The organism is Clostridium sp. E02 (genome assembly GCF_003833015.1).
Taxonomy (GTDB): Bacteria; Bacillota; Clostridia; order Lachnospirales; family Lachnospiraceae; genus Lacrimispora.
In genome coordinates, this window is sequence record NZ_RJLQ01000001.1 from 21,032 (window position 1) to 39,690 (window position 18,659).

At 41.4% G+C, this 18,659-nt stretch carries 16 protein-coding genes; 13 read left to right on the forward strand and 3 right to left on the reverse strand.

Annotated features, from left to right (window positions below):
• Positions 1-2 precede the first annotated feature (2 nt).
• The 3 genes from EFT72_RS00100 (at position 3) to EFT72_RS00110 (ending at position 3,218) form a co-directional block, all read left to right on the forward strand.
• A complete protein-coding gene (locus EFT72_RS00100) occupies positions 3-1,388 on the forward strand; it encodes an ABC transporter substrate-binding protein (RefSeq protein WP_124064792.1) in 1,386 nt (461 codons plus the stop codon).
• A 71-nt stretch (positions 1,389-1,459) separates the two neighbouring features.
• Complete coding sequence (locus EFT72_RS00105; RefSeq protein ID WP_124064793.1) at positions 1,460-2,350, forward strand: sugar ABC transporter permease; 891 nt, start codon at positions 1,460-1,462, stop codon at positions 2,348-2,350.
• Positions 2,334-3,218 carry a carbohydrate ABC transporter permease gene (locus EFT72_RS00110; protein WP_124064794.1) on the forward strand — a complete coding sequence of 295 codons (885 nt, stop codon included), beginning with the start codon at positions 2,334-2,336 and terminating at the stop codon, positions 3,216-3,218. The genes EFT72_RS00105 and EFT72_RS00110 overlap by 17 nt, the downstream gene beginning before the upstream one ends.
• A 34-nt stretch (positions 3,219-3,252) precedes the next feature.
• Here the strand turns inward: EFT72_RS00110 and EFT72_RS00115 are convergent, their stop codons facing one another.
• Positions 3,253-4,797, reverse strand: coding sequence for a polysaccharide biosynthesis protein (locus tag EFT72_RS00115; protein WP_124064795.1), 1,545 nt, complete (start codon positions 4,795-4,797; stop codon positions 3,253-3,255).
• Positions 4,798-4,965: 168 nt separating this feature from the next.
• Here EFT72_RS00115 and nifS point away from each other — a divergent pair, with 168 nt between their 5' ends.
• The 5 genes from nifS (at position 4,966) to EFT72_RS00140 (ending at position 9,866) form a co-directional block, all read left to right on the forward strand.
• Positions 4,966-6,150, forward strand: coding sequence for a cysteine desulfurase NifS (gene nifS, locus EFT72_RS00120; RefSeq protein WP_124064796.1), 1,185 nt, complete (start codon positions 4,966-4,968; stop codon positions 6,148-6,150).
• Between the two features lie 40 nt (positions 6,151-6,190).
• Positions 6,191-6,628: a Fe-S cluster assembly scaffold protein NifU gene (nifU, locus tag EFT72_RS00125; protein WP_124064797.1), complete on the forward strand. Its 438-nt coding sequence runs from the start codon at positions 6,191-6,193 to the stop codon at positions 6,626-6,628.
• 99 nt (positions 6,629-6,727) lie between these two features.
• Complete coding sequence (gene mnmA / locus EFT72_RS00130) at positions 6,728-7,804, forward strand: tRNA 2-thiouridine(34) synthase MnmA (protein WP_124064798.1); 1,077 nt, start codon at positions 6,728-6,730, stop codon at positions 7,802-7,804.
• A 5-nt stretch (positions 7,805-7,809) separates the two neighbouring features.
• Entirely contained in the window at positions 7,810-8,808 is a 999-nt protein-coding gene (locus EFT72_RS00135) for an N-acetylmuramoyl-L-alanine amidase (RefSeq protein ID WP_124065002.1), read from the forward strand.
• A 167-nt stretch (positions 8,809-8,975) separates the two neighbouring features.
• Positions 8,976-9,866: a patatin-like phospholipase family protein gene (locus EFT72_RS00140; protein ID WP_124064799.1), complete on the forward strand. Its 891-nt coding sequence runs from the start codon at positions 8,976-8,978 to the stop codon at positions 9,864-9,866.
• Positions 9,867-9,963: 97 nt separating this feature from the next.
• On the opposite strand, the gene EFT72_RS00145 is transcribed toward EFT72_RS00140, so the two are convergent.
• Both EFT72_RS00145 and EFT72_RS00150 read right to left on the reverse strand, forming a co-directional pair.
• The gene (locus EFT72_RS00145; RefSeq protein WP_124064800.1) at positions 9,964-12,069 is read right to left on the reverse strand and encodes a methyl-accepting chemotaxis protein; all 2,106 of its coding nucleotides are present in this window, start codon (positions 12,067-12,069) and stop codon (positions 9,964-9,966) included.
• Positions 12,070-12,298: 229 nt separating this feature from the next.
• Positions 12,299-13,516 carry an argininosuccinate synthase gene (locus EFT72_RS00150; RefSeq protein WP_124064801.1) on the reverse strand — a complete coding sequence of 406 codons (1,218 nt, stop codon included), beginning with the start codon at positions 13,514-13,516 and terminating at the stop codon, positions 12,299-12,301.
• 171 nt (positions 13,517-13,687) lie between these two features.
• Here EFT72_RS00150 and argC point away from each other — a divergent pair, with 171 nt between their 5' ends.
• The 5 genes from argC to EFT72_RS00175 are packed head-to-tail and all read left to right on the forward strand — an operon-like array spanning position 13,688 to position 18,596.
• Positions 13,688-14,728 (forward strand): N-acetyl-gamma-glutamyl-phosphate reductase, encoded by a 1,041-nt coding sequence (gene argC, locus EFT72_RS00155; RefSeq protein WP_124064802.1) that lies wholly within the window; start codon positions 13,688-13,690, stop codon positions 14,726-14,728.
• A 9-nt stretch (positions 14,729-14,737) separates the two neighbouring features.
• The gene (locus tag EFT72_RS00160) at positions 14,738-15,208 is read left to right on the forward strand and encodes a GNAT family N-acetyltransferase (protein ID WP_279221921.1); all 471 of its coding nucleotides are present in this window, start codon (positions 14,738-14,740) and stop codon (positions 15,206-15,208) included.
• 58 nt (positions 15,209-15,266) lie between these two features.
• Positions 15,267-16,490, forward strand: coding sequence for a bifunctional glutamate N-acetyltransferase/amino-acid acetyltransferase ArgJ (gene argJ, locus EFT72_RS00165; RefSeq protein WP_124064804.1), 1,224 nt, complete (start codon positions 15,267-15,269; stop codon positions 16,488-16,490).
• 23 nt (positions 16,491-16,513) lie between these two features.
• Positions 16,514-17,407: an acetylglutamate kinase gene (gene argB, locus EFT72_RS00170; protein WP_124064805.1), complete on the forward strand. Its 894-nt coding sequence runs from the start codon at positions 16,514-16,516 to the stop codon at positions 17,405-17,407.
• Positions 17,397-18,596 carry an aspartate aminotransferase family protein gene (locus EFT72_RS00175; RefSeq protein WP_347561813.1) on the forward strand — a complete coding sequence of 400 codons (1,200 nt, stop codon included), beginning with the start codon at positions 17,397-17,399 and terminating at the stop codon, positions 18,594-18,596. Before argB ends, EFT72_RS00175 begins: the two co-directional genes overlap by 11 nt.
• Positions 18,597-18,659: the final 63 nt, after the last annotated feature.

Consider the following 18,659-nt stretch of genomic DNA (forward strand, 5'->3'; position numbering starts at 1 on the left):
GGATGAGAAAATTCAAAAAACTAAGTATTGTATGTGCAGCGGTTTTAGCTGTCAGTGTTGTGGCAACTGGCTGCGGGGGCAAAAAGACTGAAACAAGTGCAGCAAATGGAACATCTTCTGAAGATACTACAGATGCAGAGAAAAAACCAGAAAAAGGTGGAGACGCATCTGAACTCAGTTTTTCCTGGTGGGGCAACGATGACCGTCATCAGGCAACACAGAATGCAATTGATGCATTTAACAAAGCTCATGAGGGAGAGGCAGTCGTAACAGGTGAGCCTTCCGGTTACGGAAACCTAGAGGAGACATTTGCCACCCGTTATGCAGGTGGAACTGCGGCTGATATTATGACTGTAAATTATCCATGGGTACTTCAGTACAGCCCTGAGGGTGATGGATTTTATGATTTAGATCAAGTAAAAGATACATTCGATTTTTCCCAGTATGATCCCAATTTTTTAGAGTTTGGTAAATCCAATGGAAAGCTGCAGGCCATTCCTTATGGACAAAATACTTTGGGAGTTTTTGTAAATAAGTCTGCGTTTGAACGGGTTGGTATTACTGAGATCCCGAAAACATTTAAAGAATACAAAGAAGCAGCAGCCAAATTTACAGAAAAAGATCCTGACACGTATCTACTTGTAAGTCCTACATTTCGATTTGCAGGAATTTACTATTTACAGCAGAAAACTGGTAAGGGTGAATTTGCAGATGATTTAAGCATGAACTACACAAAAGATGATTACAAGGATGCGCTTGTTTGGTACAAAGATCTGGCAGACGCTCATGTATTCTGTAGCAGAAAAGACTACATAGAGAATGTAGGGACGGAACCAATTTCTGTTGCACAGAATGCGAAGTATATTGATGGCGGATATGTTGGTGTACTAGAATGGACCGGCGGGATTGCATCCAATGCAAAAACACTTGAGGACAAAGGAGACGAATTGGTCGTAGCTCCACTCCCAGTTGTTGACGGGGCAGTGTTTGAGGGAACCATGGCAAAACCATCTCTTACCTTTGCAATCTCAAAAGACAGCAAAGATCCAAAAGCAGCAGCAGAATTTTTACAGTATATCTTAAACGATCCAGAGGGAACCAAACTGCTTGGCACAACCCGTGGAATGGTAGCTTCCAAATCAGCTAAGGCTGCCTTAGAAGAAGATGGTCAGATTACAGGAGCAGTTAAACAGGCCTATGACTTTACAGATTCTGTAGAAGTAATCAATAACTCACCGATTTTTGAAGTTGCAACCTTTAATGATGTTTACTCATCAAACTATGAAAAGTTTGAATTTGGTAAGTGTACAGCAGACGAAGCAGCTCAGGCAATTTTTGATGCATACAGCGAAGAGGTTACTAGTTTAAAGAAACAATACGGAAAATAATCGTATAACAGGAACAATTTCCAGCAGGATTTAAAACCTCCTGCTGGGAATCTAAAAAAGGAGGAGTTTCCTTGAAAAACAGCAAAATTGGACTGGTATATATCCTTCCATGGCTGATCGGTATGGTTTTTCTTACTCTATATCCGTTCATCAATGCGTTGGTTATCAGTTTTACAGACTACAATTTGGTTAGAGATCCTAATTTTATCGGACTGGCTAATTACACAAAACTACTTACGGACGATGAATTTATCGGTACGCTTAAAGCAACATTGAAATACACCATATTTACAGTCCCTCTGCAACTGGTGTTTGCACTTTTTATTGCTTATATTTTAAACTTTAAATTAATAGGGATTAATTTTTACCGCACGGCTTATTATATTCCTTCCTTACTTGGTGGTAATGTGGCAGTCGCCATATTATGGCGGTTTTTGTTCCAGCAAAATGGTTTCATTAATCGCTTTATGGCATTGTTTGGTGTACCGTCTATTTCATGGCTTTCTTCACCATCTGGTGCAATGGCCGTTATCGTTTTCTTGAAGGTCTGGCAGTTTGGTTCTTCCATGTTGATTTTCTTAGCTGCTTTAAAGGATGTTCCTCAAGATTTGTATGAGGCTGCAAGTGTGGATGGATCTACAAAATTCTATTCATTCTTTCGGATTACGATACCACTTATTACGCCTACGATTTTCTTTAACCTTGTTATGCAGCTGGTAAATGCATTTCAGGAATTCAACGGACCATACCTTGTAACTGGAAAAGGACCATTAAATTCCACCTATCTGACGTCCATGTTTATTTACGATAATGCATTTAAGTTCTTTAATATGGGATATGCAAGTGCGGCCAGCTGGATTTTATTTTTAATCATTGTGGTTGTGACTTTGATTCTTTTTGCAACACAGGATAAGTGGGTATTTTATTCTGACGGAGGAAATAGCAATGGAAAAAAAGTATAAATTAAGCGAGGTTGAAAAACGGAGACGGAATATGCGCATTCTCAATATGATTCTTCGTTACATCATATTGACAGGAATGGCATTTGTAATGATCTATCCAATTATATGGTTGGTGGGCGCTACTTTTAAGACAAATAATGAAATTTTTACTTCAGTCAGCTTTATTCCAAAAAGAATTGATTTTACTCCTTATATTGAAGGCTGGAAGACAAGAACAAGGTATACATTTACCACATTCTTTATTAATACATTTAGTTTTGTAATACCAAAGATAATTTTCTGTTTGGTATCGAGTACCTTGGTGGCATATGGATTTGCAAGATTTAATTTCCCCCTCAAACGAATCTTGTTTTCGATCTTAATGGCAACCATGTTTCTTCCGGCTGTTGTTACCCGGATTCCTCTTTATCTTTTATGGAAACAGTTGGGCGTTTTAGACACCTATATCCCCTTAATTGCGCCCACTGTATTTGCCAATGAACCATTTTTTGTTTTTATGTTGATTCAGTTTTTACGATCGCTTCCTACCTATTTAGATGAGGCAGCGACCATTGATGGGTGTAATTCGTTTCAGATTCTTGTAAAAGTCTTGCTTCCCACACTGAAACCAGCACTGATTAGCTGTACCATCTTTCAGTTTATCTGGAGTTTTAACGATTTCTTGGGACCATTAATTTATGTGACCAGTTTAAAAAAATATCCAGTTGCGCTTGCTTTAAAGATGTCAATTGATCAGAGCAGCGGAATCGTAGAATGGAATCAGATCCTTGCAATGTCTTTCCTTGCACTGGTACCTGCATTAATACTATTCTTTATTGCTCAGAATTACTTTGTTGAAGGAGTTACTTCATCTGGAGTAAAAGGATAAAATGGAGTGCCTTGATAGAGCGTTTTTAGCTTTGTCAAGGCATTTTTTGTTGTTTCATCCAATGGACTCCGATCAAAAGTGTGAGGTAAAACAGACTTAGAAATCCAATGTGAAAGGCTGTTTTTATAAATAGTGGAAGAAAATGAAACGGATCTAAGACAGAGAATACGGCATAATAGATCCCGATTGCTAGTATCATTAGGCCGGCTGGTTTGACGATCATATCCCAGGCATTCCACACAAAATCCACTTTCTTTTTTAACGATAAAACATGCATAAGAGCCAGTAAAAGTTCACTTGCCAGAGTACCGATTAGATAAGCCACGATTCCAAACTTTGGAATGCCAAAGAGTACAAAGCAAAGACGAATGGTCATGGCAATTATGTTTTGTATAAACGTGGTAGAAGTACGGCCAAGACCATTTAATATACTTCCCATGGTAGTAACAAGATAAAGAAAGGGGCATAACCAGGCAAGTATAGACATATAAGTTCCGGCGGAAGAATCTTTAAAGACACTGATTCCCAAATCATCTCCAAACATAGTAAAGATACCAATGCATAAGATGCCCACATAAAGGCAATAACGAAGTGACATAGAAATAACGGTGCCAATCCTTTTTTCGTCGCCTTCTGACTGGGCTTTGGCCACTGTGGGGAGTAAAAGAACTGCCAGTGAATTAAATACAGTAGATGGAAACAGGATAAAAGGGATTGCCATACCGGTTAAGACACCATACACAGAAAAAGCAGCAGAATCAGAAAGACCGGACATCTGCAGTCTGCTGGGAATTAAGATTGCTTCTGCGCTATAAAGAATATTCAATACCAGTCGGTTCCCCATAAGGGGCAAAGCTAGTGTGAATAAACCAGGGGCTGTTTCAAAAAAAGAAGATTTAACCGTTTTAAATCCCTCTGGCATTTTGGGCGGGAAGAAACGATAAGCGAAAAAAGTATACAAGGAAGAAGCGACTTCTCCAACCAGATGTCCAATAACAGCCAGTTGAACCGTAATTGTGATTCCGGATTGGATCATAATATCGGCAATAAGAAATACCGCTCCAATTCGAATCGTCTGTTCCATAACTTGAGCATATGCCGGAACCTGAGGTTTTTGCATACCATAATAGTAACCATTGATGCAGGCATGTATGGCAGAACAGGGAACGGACACGGCAACAAAAATCAATAGAGGGGCACAGCGGGGTTCCATTAATATATGAATCGCAATAAAATCGTTCCATTGAATGATGCCATAAGCAAGTAGAATGGAAATGATGGTAGAGATGATCAAACCGGCCCGAAAGATGGAACGGCCTTTTCTTACATTGGCGGCAACGGCCTGGGAAATTGCAGTCTGGATGGAACCGGCGCATAAGGCAAAGCAGATTCCAAATACCGGGTGAATCAGATTAAAGATGCCAAGACCTTCAGCACCAATGGTTCGAGAGAGAAAGATTCGGTAAAAAAAACCAAGAACCCGGGAAATCAATCCAGCAGAAGTCAAAAGAAGCGTGCCGGTTAAAAGGGCATATTTTCTTGGAGAAAGTTTTTTGGGGATCTTTAGAGAATCATTCATGAAATCTCCTGAAAAAGAGAATTATTATAAATATATGGAAGGAATAGAATCTTCATGACAGATTCATAACGAGAATCATTCCTATTGAAATTCTAGGAAATGTGTGTATAATAGAAAAGGTAGATGAAGCTTTTAACTTTAGAACTACAGAAAGGCGGAACTAACGATATGAAACAACTGATTTATCTTGACAACGCAGCAACGACCAAAACCAGACCAGAGGTCGTAGAAACGATGCTGCCGTATTTTACAGAGTATTATGGAAATCCATCATCCGTATACGAGTTTTCCGGTATCTCAAAGAAGGCGATTCAGGGAGCCAGAGAGACCATTGCAAGTGCTATTGGAGCAAAGACCAATGAGATTTATTTTACAGGTGGAGGTTCTGAGTCCGATAACTGGGCACTCGTTGCTACAGCAGAGGCATATGCAGGAAAAGGGAAACACATTATTACCAGTAAAATCGAACACCACGCGGTTCTCCATACCTGTGAATATTTAGAGAAACGTGGATTTGAAGTAACCTATTTGAATGTAGATGAGAATGGTGTGGTCAAGCTGGAAGAACTTAAAAAAGCAATTCGACCAGACACAATTCTTATTTCTATTATGTTTGGGAATAACGAAATCGGAACCATTGAACCGATCAAAGAGATTGGTGAGATCGCAAAAGAACACGGTATTTTATTTCATACCGATGCGGTTCAGGCCTTCGGCCATATTCCGATTGATGTAGATGATTGTCACATAGACATGCTTAGTGCCAGCGGTCATAAGATCAATGGTCCAAAAGGCATTGGATGTCTTTATATACGAACTGGAGTTAAGTCCCGTTCTTTTGTTCATGGAGGCGGACAGGAAAGAAAACGCCGTGCAGGAACAGAGAACGTTCCAGGCATTGTAGGATTTGGAAAAGCAGTAGAACTTGCTGTGACTGGAATGGAGAAAAGAGAAGAGAAAGAGACTAAGCTTAGGAATTACTTAATGGAACGGGTCATGAAAGAAGTTCCCTATACCAGAATCAATGGTAGCAGAAAAAATAGACTATCTAATAATGTGAATTTTGCCTTCCAGTTTATCGAGGGAGAATCTCTTCTTATTATGCTTGATATGAAGGGAATCTGTGGTTCTAGTGGTTCTGCATGTACTTCAGGATCCTTAGATCCATCTCATGTCCTTCTTTCCATTGGTCTGCCTCATGAGATCGCGCATGGATCTCTTCGACTATCACTTGATGAAGAGAATACTATGGAAGAGATGGATTATGTGGTAGAGGCCATCAAGGAAATCGTGGATAAACTACGCAGTATGTCCCCACTATATGAGGACTTTATCAAACACCAGGGGAAATAGTTTTAGGTAGATAAATCACCGGGAATGGAGAATATAGAATATGTATACAGAGAAAGTAATGGATCATTTCGAGCATCCTAGAAATGTTGGAGAGATAGAAAATGCAAGCGGTATGGGTACCGTTGGCAATGCAAAATGCGGCGATATTATGAGAATTTATCTTGATATTGATGAAGATCAAATCATTCGTGATGTTAAATTTAAGACATTTGGCTGTGGAGCGGCTGTTGCAACCAGTAGTATGGCGACTGAGTTGGTGAAAGGAAAGTCAGTTCAGGAAGCACTTGAAGTAACAAACAAAGCCGTTTGTGAAGCACTGGATGGACTTCCAGCAGTTAAGGTGCACTGTTCCTTACTGGCAGAAGAAGCAATCCATGCGGCGTTATGGGATTATGCAACCAAGAATGACATCGAGATTCAAGGATTAAAGAAACCAAAGTCTGACATCGGCGAAGAAGAAGTGGAAGAAGAATATTAAGTTGCCGGACGTTTGCTTCCCCGGCACAAAGATTTAAAACACCCGGCGGGTGTATCGATTTGCCCAAAGAGCGTGGGCTGGAAAGTAGAATGTGAGGCTATGTGTAAAAAGAAAGTAGTAGTAGGTATGTCGGGGGGCGTCGATTCGTCGGTAGCCGCCTGGTTGTTAAAAGAACAAGGATATGATGTGATTGGCGTTACCATGCAGATATGGCAGGATGAGGATAATGTGACCCAGGAAGAGAACGGAGGCTGCTGCGGACTGAGTGCAGTAGATGATGCCAGAAGAGTGGCCTGGGATTTAGACGTTCCTTACTATGTGATGAATTTTAAAGAAGAATTTAAGACACAGGTAATCGATTATTTTGTGGATGAATATCAGAAAGGGCGCACACCGAATCCTTGCATCGCATGTAACCGCTATGTCAAATGGGAATCTCTTTTAAAACGAAGTCTGGATATTGGAGCAGATTATATAGCAACGGGACATTATGCGCAGATAGACAAGCTTCCGAATGGAAGATATGCGTTAAAAAAATCAGTAACAGCGGCGAAAGATCAGACGTATGCTCTGTACAATCTGACGCAGCGCCAATTATCCCTTACTTTAATGCCTGTGGGTGCTTATACCAAGGATCAAATTAGAGAAATTGCAGATCAGATTGATTTAAAAGTGGCTCACAAGCCAGATAGTCAGGAGATCTGCTTTATTCCAGATAACGATTATGCTGGATTTATTGAAGAAAGTGCAGGCGAGTGTTCCCCAGAAGGTAATTTTGTGGATTTAGACGGTCAGGTCATTGGTCGTCATAAGGGAATTACTCATTATACCGTTGGACAGAGAAAAGGTTTGAACCTATCTATGGGATATCCTGTTTTCGTAGTGGAGATTCGTCCGGAGACCAATGTAGTTGTTATTGGAAAAGGGGAAGATGTTTATTCGGATGCTCTGCGAGCCAATCATATTAATTGGATGGCAGTTGATGGACTTCATGGAGAGAAGATGAAGGTTACAGCCAAGATTCGTTACAGCCACAAAGGGTCCTCTTGTACCATATGGGAAGAAGAGGGAGGGGTGGTATGTCAGTTTGACGAACCGCAAAGAGCCATTACTCCAGGACAGGCCGTTGTATTTTATCAGGGTGATTATGTATTAGGGGGAGGGACCATATTGTGAGTAAGATGAGGAAATCGTTTATCTGGCTGGTCTTTATGGTCCTTCTTATCAGCATGACAATTCTTAGCAGCTGTTCCCATAAGACAAACACGACGGTTGTTAAAATCAGTTCCAAACAGGCAGCGGTAACCACAACGAACGCACCGGTGTTTCAACCGGCGGCTGAGACAGTCTACGTTACTGGTTCTCATGTAAATGTAAGAAAAGCCCCATCCCTCACTGGAGAAATCGTAACAAGTGTAAATCAAGGTGTAACAATGGAAAAAACAGGAGACAGCAAAGCGTGGAGCCGTGTGGTTTATCAAGACCAGGTTTGTTATATCTCCTCTCAGTTTTTAACCAAGGACAAGCCGAAATCTGACAGCAAACCTGGTAAGATGATAGCCATTGATCCAGGACATCAAGCAAAAGGCAACTCGGAAAAGGAACCCATTGGGCCAGGTTCCTCAAAGAGGAAAGCCAAGGTGTCCTCCGGCACGCAGGGAACCGCCACGGGGATCCCTGAATACAAGTTGAATCTGGCTGTTTCCCTAAAATTAAAACAGGAGCTTTTAGACAGAGGATATCAGGTCTATATGATCCGGGAAACCGATGATGTAAATCTGAGCAATGCAGAACGGGCAAAGATGGCAAATCAGATTGGAGCGGATAGTTTTATCCGGATTCATGCGAACTCTCTTAATGACAGCAGTGTTCATGGTGCTTTAAGTATGTGTCAGACCGCCAAGAATCCCTACAATGGGAACTTATATAATAAAAGCAATGCACTCTCTCAAGCAGTTGTGACAGGGATCTGTGAACGCACTGGTTTTAAGGACCGAGGGGTACAAAAAACCGATTCCATGAGTGGAATTAATTGGTGTCAGATACCGGTGACCATTGTGGAGATGGGATTTATGAGCAATGCTGAGGAAGATAAGAAGATGGCAACAGAAGAATACCGTTTAAAAATAGCAAAAGGAATCGCAGATGGGATTGATGCCTATTATGCAGGTTCAAATTAAATAATTAGAGAAGAAACGACTGCTTGAAGCCATAAAAGATTGGGCTTTGGGAAGGCGTTTTTTCTATAGATTTATGTCCTTATATAGACGCTGGCGAATCGGTCTAAAAAAATATATTTAAGCATACATTTTCTAAAACCTTTCAGTAAGGCAAGGAGAATGATAGCATGGCAGAGTATGGACTGGCGCTGGCAGGAGGAGGCACTAGAGGGGCGGTACATGTGGGCGTACTGACTGCTTTGGAGGAAGCTGGATTCTTACCGGATCGGATTGCGGGGGCAAGTGCAGGAAGTATTGTCGCAGGGCTATATGCATCGGGACTAAACTGCGGGCAGTTAAGAGAAATAGTACGCTGGCTTTCAAAATACGGAAGAAGTTATATAGATCCAGATATTTTAGGAGTCCTTTTATTTCTTCCACAGATGTTGTTTCGCAAAGAAACAAACTTGAAGGGATTGATAAAAGGCAATCGACTAAATCGTTATCTGTGTAGTCTTACAAACGGGAAAACGATTGTAGATTGCAAAAAAGGACTATTGATTCCAGCTGTGGACATCAACAGTGGAGATACCATTGTTTTTACCAATTTGTTTCAAGAACTGATACCAGTTACTGCGCTGAGACAAGAGAATGTAAAATGGATAAGGAGTGGTTCTCTCTGTGATATTATGATGGCAAGTTCCTCGGTACCAGCTGTATTTTGTCCCAGGCAGATAAATGGATTTATGTTAGTAGATGGGGGGGTGACCAATAATCTGCCGGTGGATTTGTTAATTGCAGCAGGGGAACCAAATGTTTTGGCAGTGGACATTGGAGAAACGTATGAGATGCCGAAAGATCATTCCATTACGGAAATCGGATTTCATTCTTTTTCTATCATGAGCAGAGAACTAAAAGATTGTCGTTCCAGTGGTGAGGTCCTTCTCCTGAAACCACCCCTTCCCAAGGGAGCAGGGCTTTTGACATTTGAATACATGGAAGAATGCATGGAAAGTGGGTATCATTACACAAAGAAAATGATGCCTCGGATCAAGCGTGTTCTGGAAAAAAGAAAATAAAGACTGTATACTGAAAGAAAATAGATACTAGGTACAGGGGAAGGAGCGTATCATTATATGACGCTCCTTCCTTTATTGGAAAGACTCCTGTTTTTACTTAGTATTTTTCTGTTATTTCTTGGGTGTCTGGGGAGTTTGTTTCTTCTACAGTTTTATGTACCAGCTCAAGTACCGGTTCACTGATCTGCTTTTTTTCAGAGGCACTATCACCTATTAGTTTAATCCAGCTGATTTCATCCTTCATAGCCTGCGCCTGGGCTGCAAGCTCTTCACTGGCTGCAGAGCTTTCCTCTGCAGAAGCGGCATTGGTCTGAACCACAGATGATACCTGGGTTAAGCCTGTGTTGATCTGCTGGATGGCATCCACCTGCTCTGTAGAAGCATTGCGAATCTTTTCCATAGACTGGCCAAGGAATTCCGCATTTTCTGCCAGCCCCTTTAATATTTCTACGGTTTCTCTGGATAAGGTTTCTCCATTTTCGACAAGAGAAGAGGAGTGCTCTAGCAAGGAAGCGGTTTCTCCGGCTGCTTCTGATACCTTAACGGAGAGATTACGGACCTCATCAGCAACGACTGCAAAGCCTTTCCCAGCCTCTCCGGCTCTTGCTGCTTCAATCGCGGCATTGAGAGCCAGAATATTGGTTTGAAATGCGATATCCTCAATCACCTTGGTGATGTTTGTGATTTCCTTTGAGGCTTCTCCGATTTCAGTCATAGCCTGGTTTAAATCTTGTATGTGGGAATTTCCTTTTGTAAGCTCTATTCCAGTCTGTTTCACGTATTCACTGACGGTTAAAACGGTAACTCCATTTTCTTCTGAATGATGGGAAACATTGGATATAGAGGCGTTTAACTCTTCCACGGTAGCTGCCTGCTCCGTTGTACCAGAAGCTAAAAGCTGCGCTCCAGAGGAGATCTGATCGGCTCCGCTTGAGATCTGGTTGATGGAGCTTCTGAAGTTTCCGAAAATGGTATTTAAATTAGAAATGATTCCATTGATCGATGTCTTAAGAAGAATAAAATCTTCTTTGTATTCAGCTTCAATGGTTAAAGAACAGTCCCCTTTCTCCACGTTGTCTAAAACAGTAGTGGCATCATTGATGATGGATTGGAGCGCATAAACGGTATATTTTAAGGAAGCGGAAAGAGTTCCGATCTCATCGTCGCTTATATACTCGGGAACCTCGGAATGAAGATCTCCCTGTGAAAGAAGCTTAAGTCTGTCCACCATTTTGATAATGGGATTGACAATAGGAGAGGCAATTTTTATAGCAGATATCAAAGCAATGATTAAAAATACAACGATAAAAATAATCGTGGTGATGATAGAGACATAGAAACCTTCCATAAGCTCAGAGGTTTTTGCAGCCACACCGATGGACCAGCCGTCTGTATTGGGAATTGGAGCATAGCCGATGGTAAGCTGAGTTCCATTATGATGAATGGTTTCGATATCGGTTTTACTAGCTGTCATGTTCTGCACTATTTTTGCAGCCTCTGAAAATGCAGCATTTGTTTTTGCCGCTTCTATGTAATTTAACTGCTGGTTAACATTTTCCTGATCCTTATGTGCAACAATGGTTCCTGATTTATCCACAATGAATCCATAGCCTGATTTTCCAAGGGAAATATCATGAATCATTTTGCTGAAGGAATCACAGGAGAGCCTAGCAAATACGATGCCTTTGCTTCCGTCACCATGAACGGGTGCTGAAAGAATCATAATCATTTTTCCGGTTGTTTTACTTATGAGCGGAGAGGAGATATAGGTTTCTCCGTTTGTGGATTTCTGAAAATATTCCCTATCACTGATATCGGTACCATCGGAGGTAATTCCTTTTGTGTTACTAACTACAATAGAATCAAATTCGTACTCTTTTGCAAGCTGAGCTAAATTTTCCTTCTGTCCCGAGGTACCAGAGAAGCTTCCGATTCGGTTATCCTTTGAGATTGATTGGATTTTAGTCTTATAGATGAGAATGGCATTCTCTACCGAATGGCTGTATGCATTGGTGTTTTCCTGGATTCTAAGCTGCATGTTGTTTTTAGCATCTTTATAGACGATAATGGAATTAACGGTACCAAAAAGTATGGTAATGATGATTGAAAGTGCTGCGATACTGATTTGAAGCTTGCGTTTAATCGAGTTTTTACCCATCCGCTTTTTCCTGCCTGAAAGAGGCATTTGTTTTTCCTTTGACATTTGTTTTTCTCCTGATATGGTTTTATTATTTTTTGAATTTTGCCAGAAATCCCTTATATGTAATTAGAGCAATTATAAATCAAGAGTATCAGACTGTCAATTATCACCGATAAAACTTTTTTTCTTTTTGAATCTGGTTGTTGGGAAGAATGATTCAAATACAGGAGAAAAAAGGCACTGCTACTGGCTGAAAGAAGCCAGATGGAAGTGCCTGTAAGATAAAAGTAAATTATTTTTCAAGTTCCTGCATCTTCATAGCACGAACCTTTAACGGAAGACCGAAAAGAGTGATGAAGCCTTCTGCATCGTGATGATCATAGAGATCACCAGTGGTAAAGGAAGCGAGAGATTCGCTGTATAAGGAGTAAGGGGAGGTTGTTCCAGCTTTGATGATATTGCCTTTGTAAAGCTTGAATTTCACTTCACCAGTCACATATTCCTGTGTGGATGTAACGAATGCCTGAACCGCTTCCCGAAGCGGGGTAAACCATTTTCCTTCGTATACAATCTGTGCAAATGTATTCCCCATATCTTTTTTGACTTCCATGGTTGCACGGTCTAAAACCAGTTCCTCCAACTGCTGATGAGCCTCCATTAAGATGGTTCCGCCTGGAGTTTCATAAACACCTCTGGACTTCATACCAACAACACGGTTTTCTACGATATCTACAATGCCAATTCCATGTTTTCCGCCTAGCTCATTTAATTTCGTAATAAGATCGGAAACCTTCATTGTCTCACCATTTACACGCACTGGAATCCCTTTTTCAAAGGTCATGGTTACGTACTCCCCTTCTTCAGGAGCTTTTTCAGGAGATACGCCAAGCATTAATAAATGATCGTAATCGGGTTCGCTGGATGGATCTTCAAGCTCTAGTCCTTCATGGCTGATGTGCCATAGATTCCGGTCACGGCTATAGCTGCTGTCTGCAGAGAAGGGAAGATCGATTCCATGCTGTTTGCAGTACTCGATCTCATCTTCCCTTGACTGCATGGTCCATACATCAGTCATACGCCATGGAGCGATGATCTTTAAATCAGGAGCCAGTGCTTTGATGCCAAGTTCAAAACGGATCTGGTCATTGCCTTTTCCAGTAGCTCCATGACAGATAGCGGTTGCACCTTCCAGCCTTGCGATTTCCACTAGCCTTTTTGCAATGGCAGGACGTGCCATGGAAGTGCCAAGCAGATATTTGTTTTCATAAATCGCGTTTGCCTGAACGCAGGGTACAATGTAGTTGTCACAGAAATCGTCAACCAGGTTTTCAATGTATAATTTAGAAGCGCCCGATAACTTTGCTCGTTCCTCCAAACCGTCTAGTTCCTCTCCCTGACCACAGTCGATGCAGCAGCAGACAACCTCATAATCAAAATGTTCCTTTAACCATGGAATAATAGCAGTGGTATCTAATCCTCCGGAATAGGCCAAAATAACTTTTTCTTTCATCTATATTTCCTCCTTTTAATTAAGAATGTATTTCAGTTGAACTCTCATAAATATACATCATAAATCATAAAAAATCAAGTATAAAATGAAAATATAAAAAAAACTTGCATATTATACAGAGCGGTTGTATAATTATGAAAACTAGAAACAGGAACGAAAGGAGCCATAACAATGATTAAGGCAGGAATCATAGGATCGACCGGATACGCAGGGGGAGAGCTGGTTAGACTTTTATTACAAAGAGATGATGTTAGAATCACCTGGTATGGATCCAAAAGTTATGTGGATCAAAAGTATGCGTCTATCTATCAGAACATGTTTCAAGTAGTAGATGCTTCTTGTATGGATGATAAATTAGAAGAATTAGCGGATCTGGTGGATGTTATCTTTACCGCAACCCCACAGGGCTTTTTGGCATCCGTACTGAATGGCCAGATCTTATCGAAGACAAAAGTCATTGATTTGAGTGCAGATTACCGGATCAAAGATTACAAGATTTATGAGCAATGGTACAAAATAGAGCATCAGTCCCCACAATATATAGAAGAGGCTGTTTATGGGCTTCCAGAGCGGAATCGGGAAGCCATTAAAAATGCCAGACTGATCGCCAATCCAGGCTGTTATCCAACCTGCTCCACGTTATCCATTTACCCATTGGTAAAGGAAGGTCTGATTGATCCGAATACCATTATCATCGATGCAAAGTCCGGTACGTCTGGAGCAGGCAGAGGTGCAAAGACCGATCAACTGTATTGTGAAGTTAATGAAAATATAAAAGCGTATGGCGTTGGTGTACACAGACACACTCCGGAGATTGAAGAACAGCTTTCCTATGGGGCGGGTCAACCGGTAACGATAAGTTTTACTCCGCATCTGGTTCCCATGAATCGGGGAATATTAATAACGGCTTACGCCAAGTTAAATAAACAAGTTTCCTATGAAGATATAAAAAAGATTTATGATCAATATTATGAGAACGAATATTTTATCCGGGTATTGAATCAGGATATGACTCCGCAGACCAAATGGGTGGAAGGAAGCAATTTTGTTGATATTAACTTTAAAATTGATGAAAGAACCGGTCGGGTAGTCATGATGGGAGCTATGGATAATTTAGTAAAAGGAGCTGCTGGTCAGGCGGTTCAGAATATGAATCTTCTTTTCGGATTGCCAGAAAACAAAGGACTAAACCTAATTCCGATGTTTCCATAATCAAAAGGAATTGAAAAACAAGGGGGAACGCGTATGAGGATTCGTACGATGACAGCAGAAGATTATGATCAGGTCTATAAACTTTGGTCAGGAATTAGAGGATTTGGACTTCGTACCGTGGATGATTCCAGGGAGGGAATCGAACGGTTTTTGAAAAGGAATCCACAAACCAGCGTGGTAGCTGTTAAGGATCATTGCGTAATTGGAACCATTCTCTGCGGTCAAGATGGGCGTCGTGGAACACTTTATCATGTCTGTGTAGCAAAGGAATATCGCAAACACGGTGTGGGGCATCAGATGGCTCTTGAAGCAATTGAAAGGTTAAAGCAAGAGGGGATCAATAAAGTGAACTTAATTGCATTTAAAACTAATTTTATAGGGAATCATTTCTGGCAGAAGTTCGGATTTCTAGCTCGAAATGATTTGAATTATTATGATTTCACATTAAATACCAAGAACATCACGCACTTCATTGAGTAAAAATAGACAAAATGAAGATGGTTTGCTCATTTGGTAATAATATAGGAGGAATAAATATATGAAATACATCGATGGAGGAGTGACTGCAGCAAACGGATTTCAAGTGTCATTTACCGCAGCGGGAATCAAATACAAAGACAGACTTGACATGGCGATGATTTATAGTGAGTCACCTTGCAAAGCGGCAGGAACCTTTACCACCAATCTTGTGAAGGCGGCACCTGTAGTATGGGATCAGAATATTGTATCTTCCTCTACGCTTGCCCATGCGGTTGTAATCAATGCAGGAATTGCAAATGCATGTACTGGAAAAGAAGGTCTATCCTACTGCCAACAGACAGCAGACGCAGCAGCAGAGTTTCTCTCTGTTCCCCAAGAGTCGGTATTGGTAGCTTCCACCGGTGTGATCGGGATGCAGCTTCCGATGGACCGGATTGCAAAAGGCGTGAAGGCAATGGCTTTGACTCTTGATGGGTCCAAAGAGAGTGCGGTCAATGCAGCAAAAGCAATTATGACGACAGATACGGTTAAAAAAGAGGTGGCAATTCAGTTTGAAATTGGTGGAAAAACAGTCACCATGGGTGGTATGTGCAAAGGTTCGGGTATGATTCATCCAGATATGTGCACCATGTTAGGGTTTGTCACTACCGATGCCGCCATTTCAAAGGAACTCCTACAGGAAGCATTAAAGGAAGATGTCAAAGACACTTACAATATGATTTCAGTCGATGGAGACACATCTACAAATGATACGGTTCTTCTTCTTGCCAATGGGTTAGCCAAAAATCCTGAGATTACTGAAAAAAATCAGGATTACCAGTTATTTCTAACTGCATTAAATCAAGTCAATGAAACCCTTGCCAAGATGATTGCAGGAGATGGAGAGGGATGCACTGCTCTGTTTGAAGTGAAAATAGTGGGAGCACAGAGTAAGGAACAGGCGGTTACCTTATCAAAATCTGTCATCACATCTAGCCTAACCAAAGCCGCTATATTTGGTCATGATGCCAATTGGGGACGGATTCTATGTGCCATGGGGTATTCTGGCGCCCAGTTTGATCCGGAAAAGGTAGATCTTTCCTTTAAAAGCAAAGTGGGTGAAATAAAAATTATTAAAGACGGCATAGCCCTTCCATACAGTGAAATAGTGGCAACAGAGATTTTGTCTGAACCAGAAGTGACTGTTGTTGCAGATATTAAGATGGGAAACGCTTCCGCAACTGCCTGGGGATGTGATCTGACATTTGATTATGTAAAAATCAATGCAGACTACCGTTCTTAGTGGAAGAAAAGAAGGAGAATGAGATGAAATTAGATCAGAACATAATGGAAAAAGTCGAGGTATTAATCGAAGCACTTCCTTACATTCAGAGATTTAACCGAAAAATCATTGTAGTGAAATACGGAGGAAGTGCCATGGCAGACGAAGAACTAAAAAAACATGTAATACAAGATGTGGTTCTTTTAAAACTGGTGGGATTTAAGCCTATTATTGTCCATGGTGGTGGAAAAGAAATCAGCAAGTGGGTAGAAAAGGCAGGAATGGAGCCACAGTTTATTAATGGTCTCAGGGTCACGGACGAAGCAACCATGGAGATTGCTGAGATGGTACTAAACCGGGTCAATAAAAGCTTGGTTCAGTTGGTCAATGAATTGGGTATAAAAGCAGTAGGGATCAGTGGGAAAGACGGGATGCTGTTAAAATGCCGCAAACAATATTCCCAAGGGGAAGATTTGGGGTTTGTTGGAAACATAACAGAGGTAGATCCTCAGATTATCTATGATCTTCTGGAAAAAGATTTTCTCCCCATTATCTGTCCCGTGGGATTTGATGAGGAATTTAAGACGTATAACATAAATGCAGATGATGCAGCCTGCGCAATCGCGACTGCGATGGAGGCAGAGAAACTGGCTTTTTTGACGGATGTGGAGGGCGTTTATCAGGATTTTAAAGATAAAAACACTCTCATTTCGGAGATGTCCGTAGAAGAAGCAGAAGGATTTGTAAATAGTGGAACCTTAGGGGGTGGAATGCTCCCAAAGTTAAAAAACTGCATTGATGCCATGAAACAGGGAGTGTCCAGAGTACATATTATGGATGGGCGCATCCCTCATTGCCTTTTGTTGGAGATTTTCACCAACAAAGGAATTGGGACTGCAATCGTAAGTGGAGAGGAGCGTTATTATCATGCTGAGTAAACAGGAATATATGGAGAAAGCAGAAGCAGAAATTTATAAAACCTACAACCGTTTTCCCGTAGTATTTGACCACGGGGACGGTGTACGTCTTTATGACACGGATGGGCAGGAATATTTAGACTTTGGCGCAGGAATTGCCGTAATGGGCTTAGGCTATAACGATCCGGAAATCAATGAAGCATTAAAAGCCCAGGTGGATAAACTGCTTCATATTTCAAACTTGTTCTATAATGTTCCGGCTGTGGAAGCGGGAGAGAGGCTTCTAAATGCATCCGGCATGGATAAGGTGTTCTTTACCAACAGCGGAACGGAAGCGGTGGAAGGTGCCATAAAGGTAGCAAGAAGATTCGCCTACAATAAGGATGGCGGTCATGATCATGAGATCATTGCTATGAATCATTCCTTTCACGGCAGGAGTCTGGGCGCTCTTTCCGTTACCGGAAATGACCATTACCAGGAACCCTTTAAGCCGCTGATTCCAGGAATCAAATTCGCAGAATTTAATAATCTGGAGAGCGTAAAAGCATTGGTAAATGACAAAACCTGTGCGGTCATTCTGGAAACTCTTCAGGGAGAAGGCGGTATTTATCCGGCAAGTGAGGAATTCTTAAGAGGAGTGAGAACCCTTTGCGACGATCATGACATGCTGCTGATCCTAGATGAGATCCAGTGTGGAATGGGACGGACTGGTTTTATGTTTGCATGGCAGCAATATGGGGTAAAACCGGATGTGATGACAGTGGCAAAGGCATTGGGAAACGGCGTACCCATCGGAGCATTTCTGGCAGCCCAAAAGGCAGCCACAGCCATGGGTCCTGGAGACCATGGAACCACTTATGGTGGAAATCCTTTTGTGACAGCGGCGGCGGCTAAGGTGTTGGAGTTGTTTGAAAAGCGGAGGATCGTGGAGCATGTGAAAGATATCGGGGGATATCTGGAAAAGGAGCTTAAGAAACTGGTGGATCATTATGAATTTATAACAGAACACCGAGGGCTGGGATTGATTCAGGGACTGGAATTTACCCTGCCAGTTGCCCCCATTGTCAGCCAGGCATTGACGGAACAGAAGCTGGTTATAATCAGTGCTGGAACCAATGTAATTCGGTTTGTTCCACCTCTGGTGATTGAAAAAGAACACGTGGATGAGATGGTGGAAAAACTGTCTGCTGTGCTGGAACAACAAAAATAATAACAATGACTGAGATATGAGAAAGCCGATAACCACAACATAGAGTTATCGGCTTTGCGTTTA

Coding starts and splice junctions, on each gene's coding strand:
- EFT72_RS00100 (WP_124064792.1), top strand. CDS start 3: ATGAGAAAATTCAAAAAACTAAGTATTGTATGTGCAGCGGTTTTAGCT.
- mnmA (WP_124064798.1), top strand. CDS start 6,728: ATGTGTAAAAAGAAAGTAGTAGTAGGTATGTCGGGGGGCGTCGATTCG.
- EFT72_RS00140 (WP_124064799.1), top strand. CDS start 8,976: ATGGCAGAGTATGGACTGGCGCTGGCAGGAGGAGGCACTAGAGGGGCG.
- EFT72_RS00150 (WP_124064801.1), bottom strand. CDS start 13,516: ATGAAAGAAAAAGTTATTTTGGCCTATTCCGGAGGATTAGATACCACT.
- EFT72_RS00175 (WP_347561813.1), top strand. CDS start 17,397: ATGCTGAGTAAACAGGAATATATGGAGAAAGCAGAAGCAGAAATTTAT.
- EFT72_RS00110 (WP_124064794.1), top strand. CDS start 2,334: ATGGAAAAAAAGTATAAATTAAGCGAGGTTGAAAAACGGAGACGGAAT.
- nifS (WP_124064796.1), top strand. CDS start 4,966: ATGAAACAACTGATTTATCTTGACAACGCAGCAACGACCAAAACCAGA.
- EFT72_RS00135 (WP_124065002.1), top strand. CDS start 7,810: ATGAGGAAATCGTTTATCTGGCTGGTCTTTATGGTCCTTCTTATCAGC.
- argC (WP_124064802.1), top strand. CDS start 13,688: ATGATTAAGGCAGGAATCATAGGATCGACCGGATACGCAGGGGGAGAG.
- EFT72_RS00115 (WP_124064795.1), bottom strand. CDS start 4,797: ATGAATGATTCTCTAAAGATCCCCAAAAAACTTTCTCCAAGAAAATAT.
- argB (WP_124064805.1), top strand. CDS start 16,514: ATGAAATTAGATCAGAACATAATGGAAAAAGTCGAGGTATTAATCGAA.
- argJ (WP_124064804.1), top strand. CDS start 15,267: ATGAAATACATCGATGGAGGAGTGACTGCAGCAAACGGATTTCAAGTG.
- nifU (WP_124064797.1), top strand. CDS start 6,191: ATGTATACAGAGAAAGTAATGGATCATTTCGAGCATCCTAGAAATGTT.
- EFT72_RS00145 (WP_124064800.1), bottom strand. CDS start 12,069: ATGTCAAAGGAAAAACAAATGCCTCTTTCAGGCAGGAAAAAGCGGATG.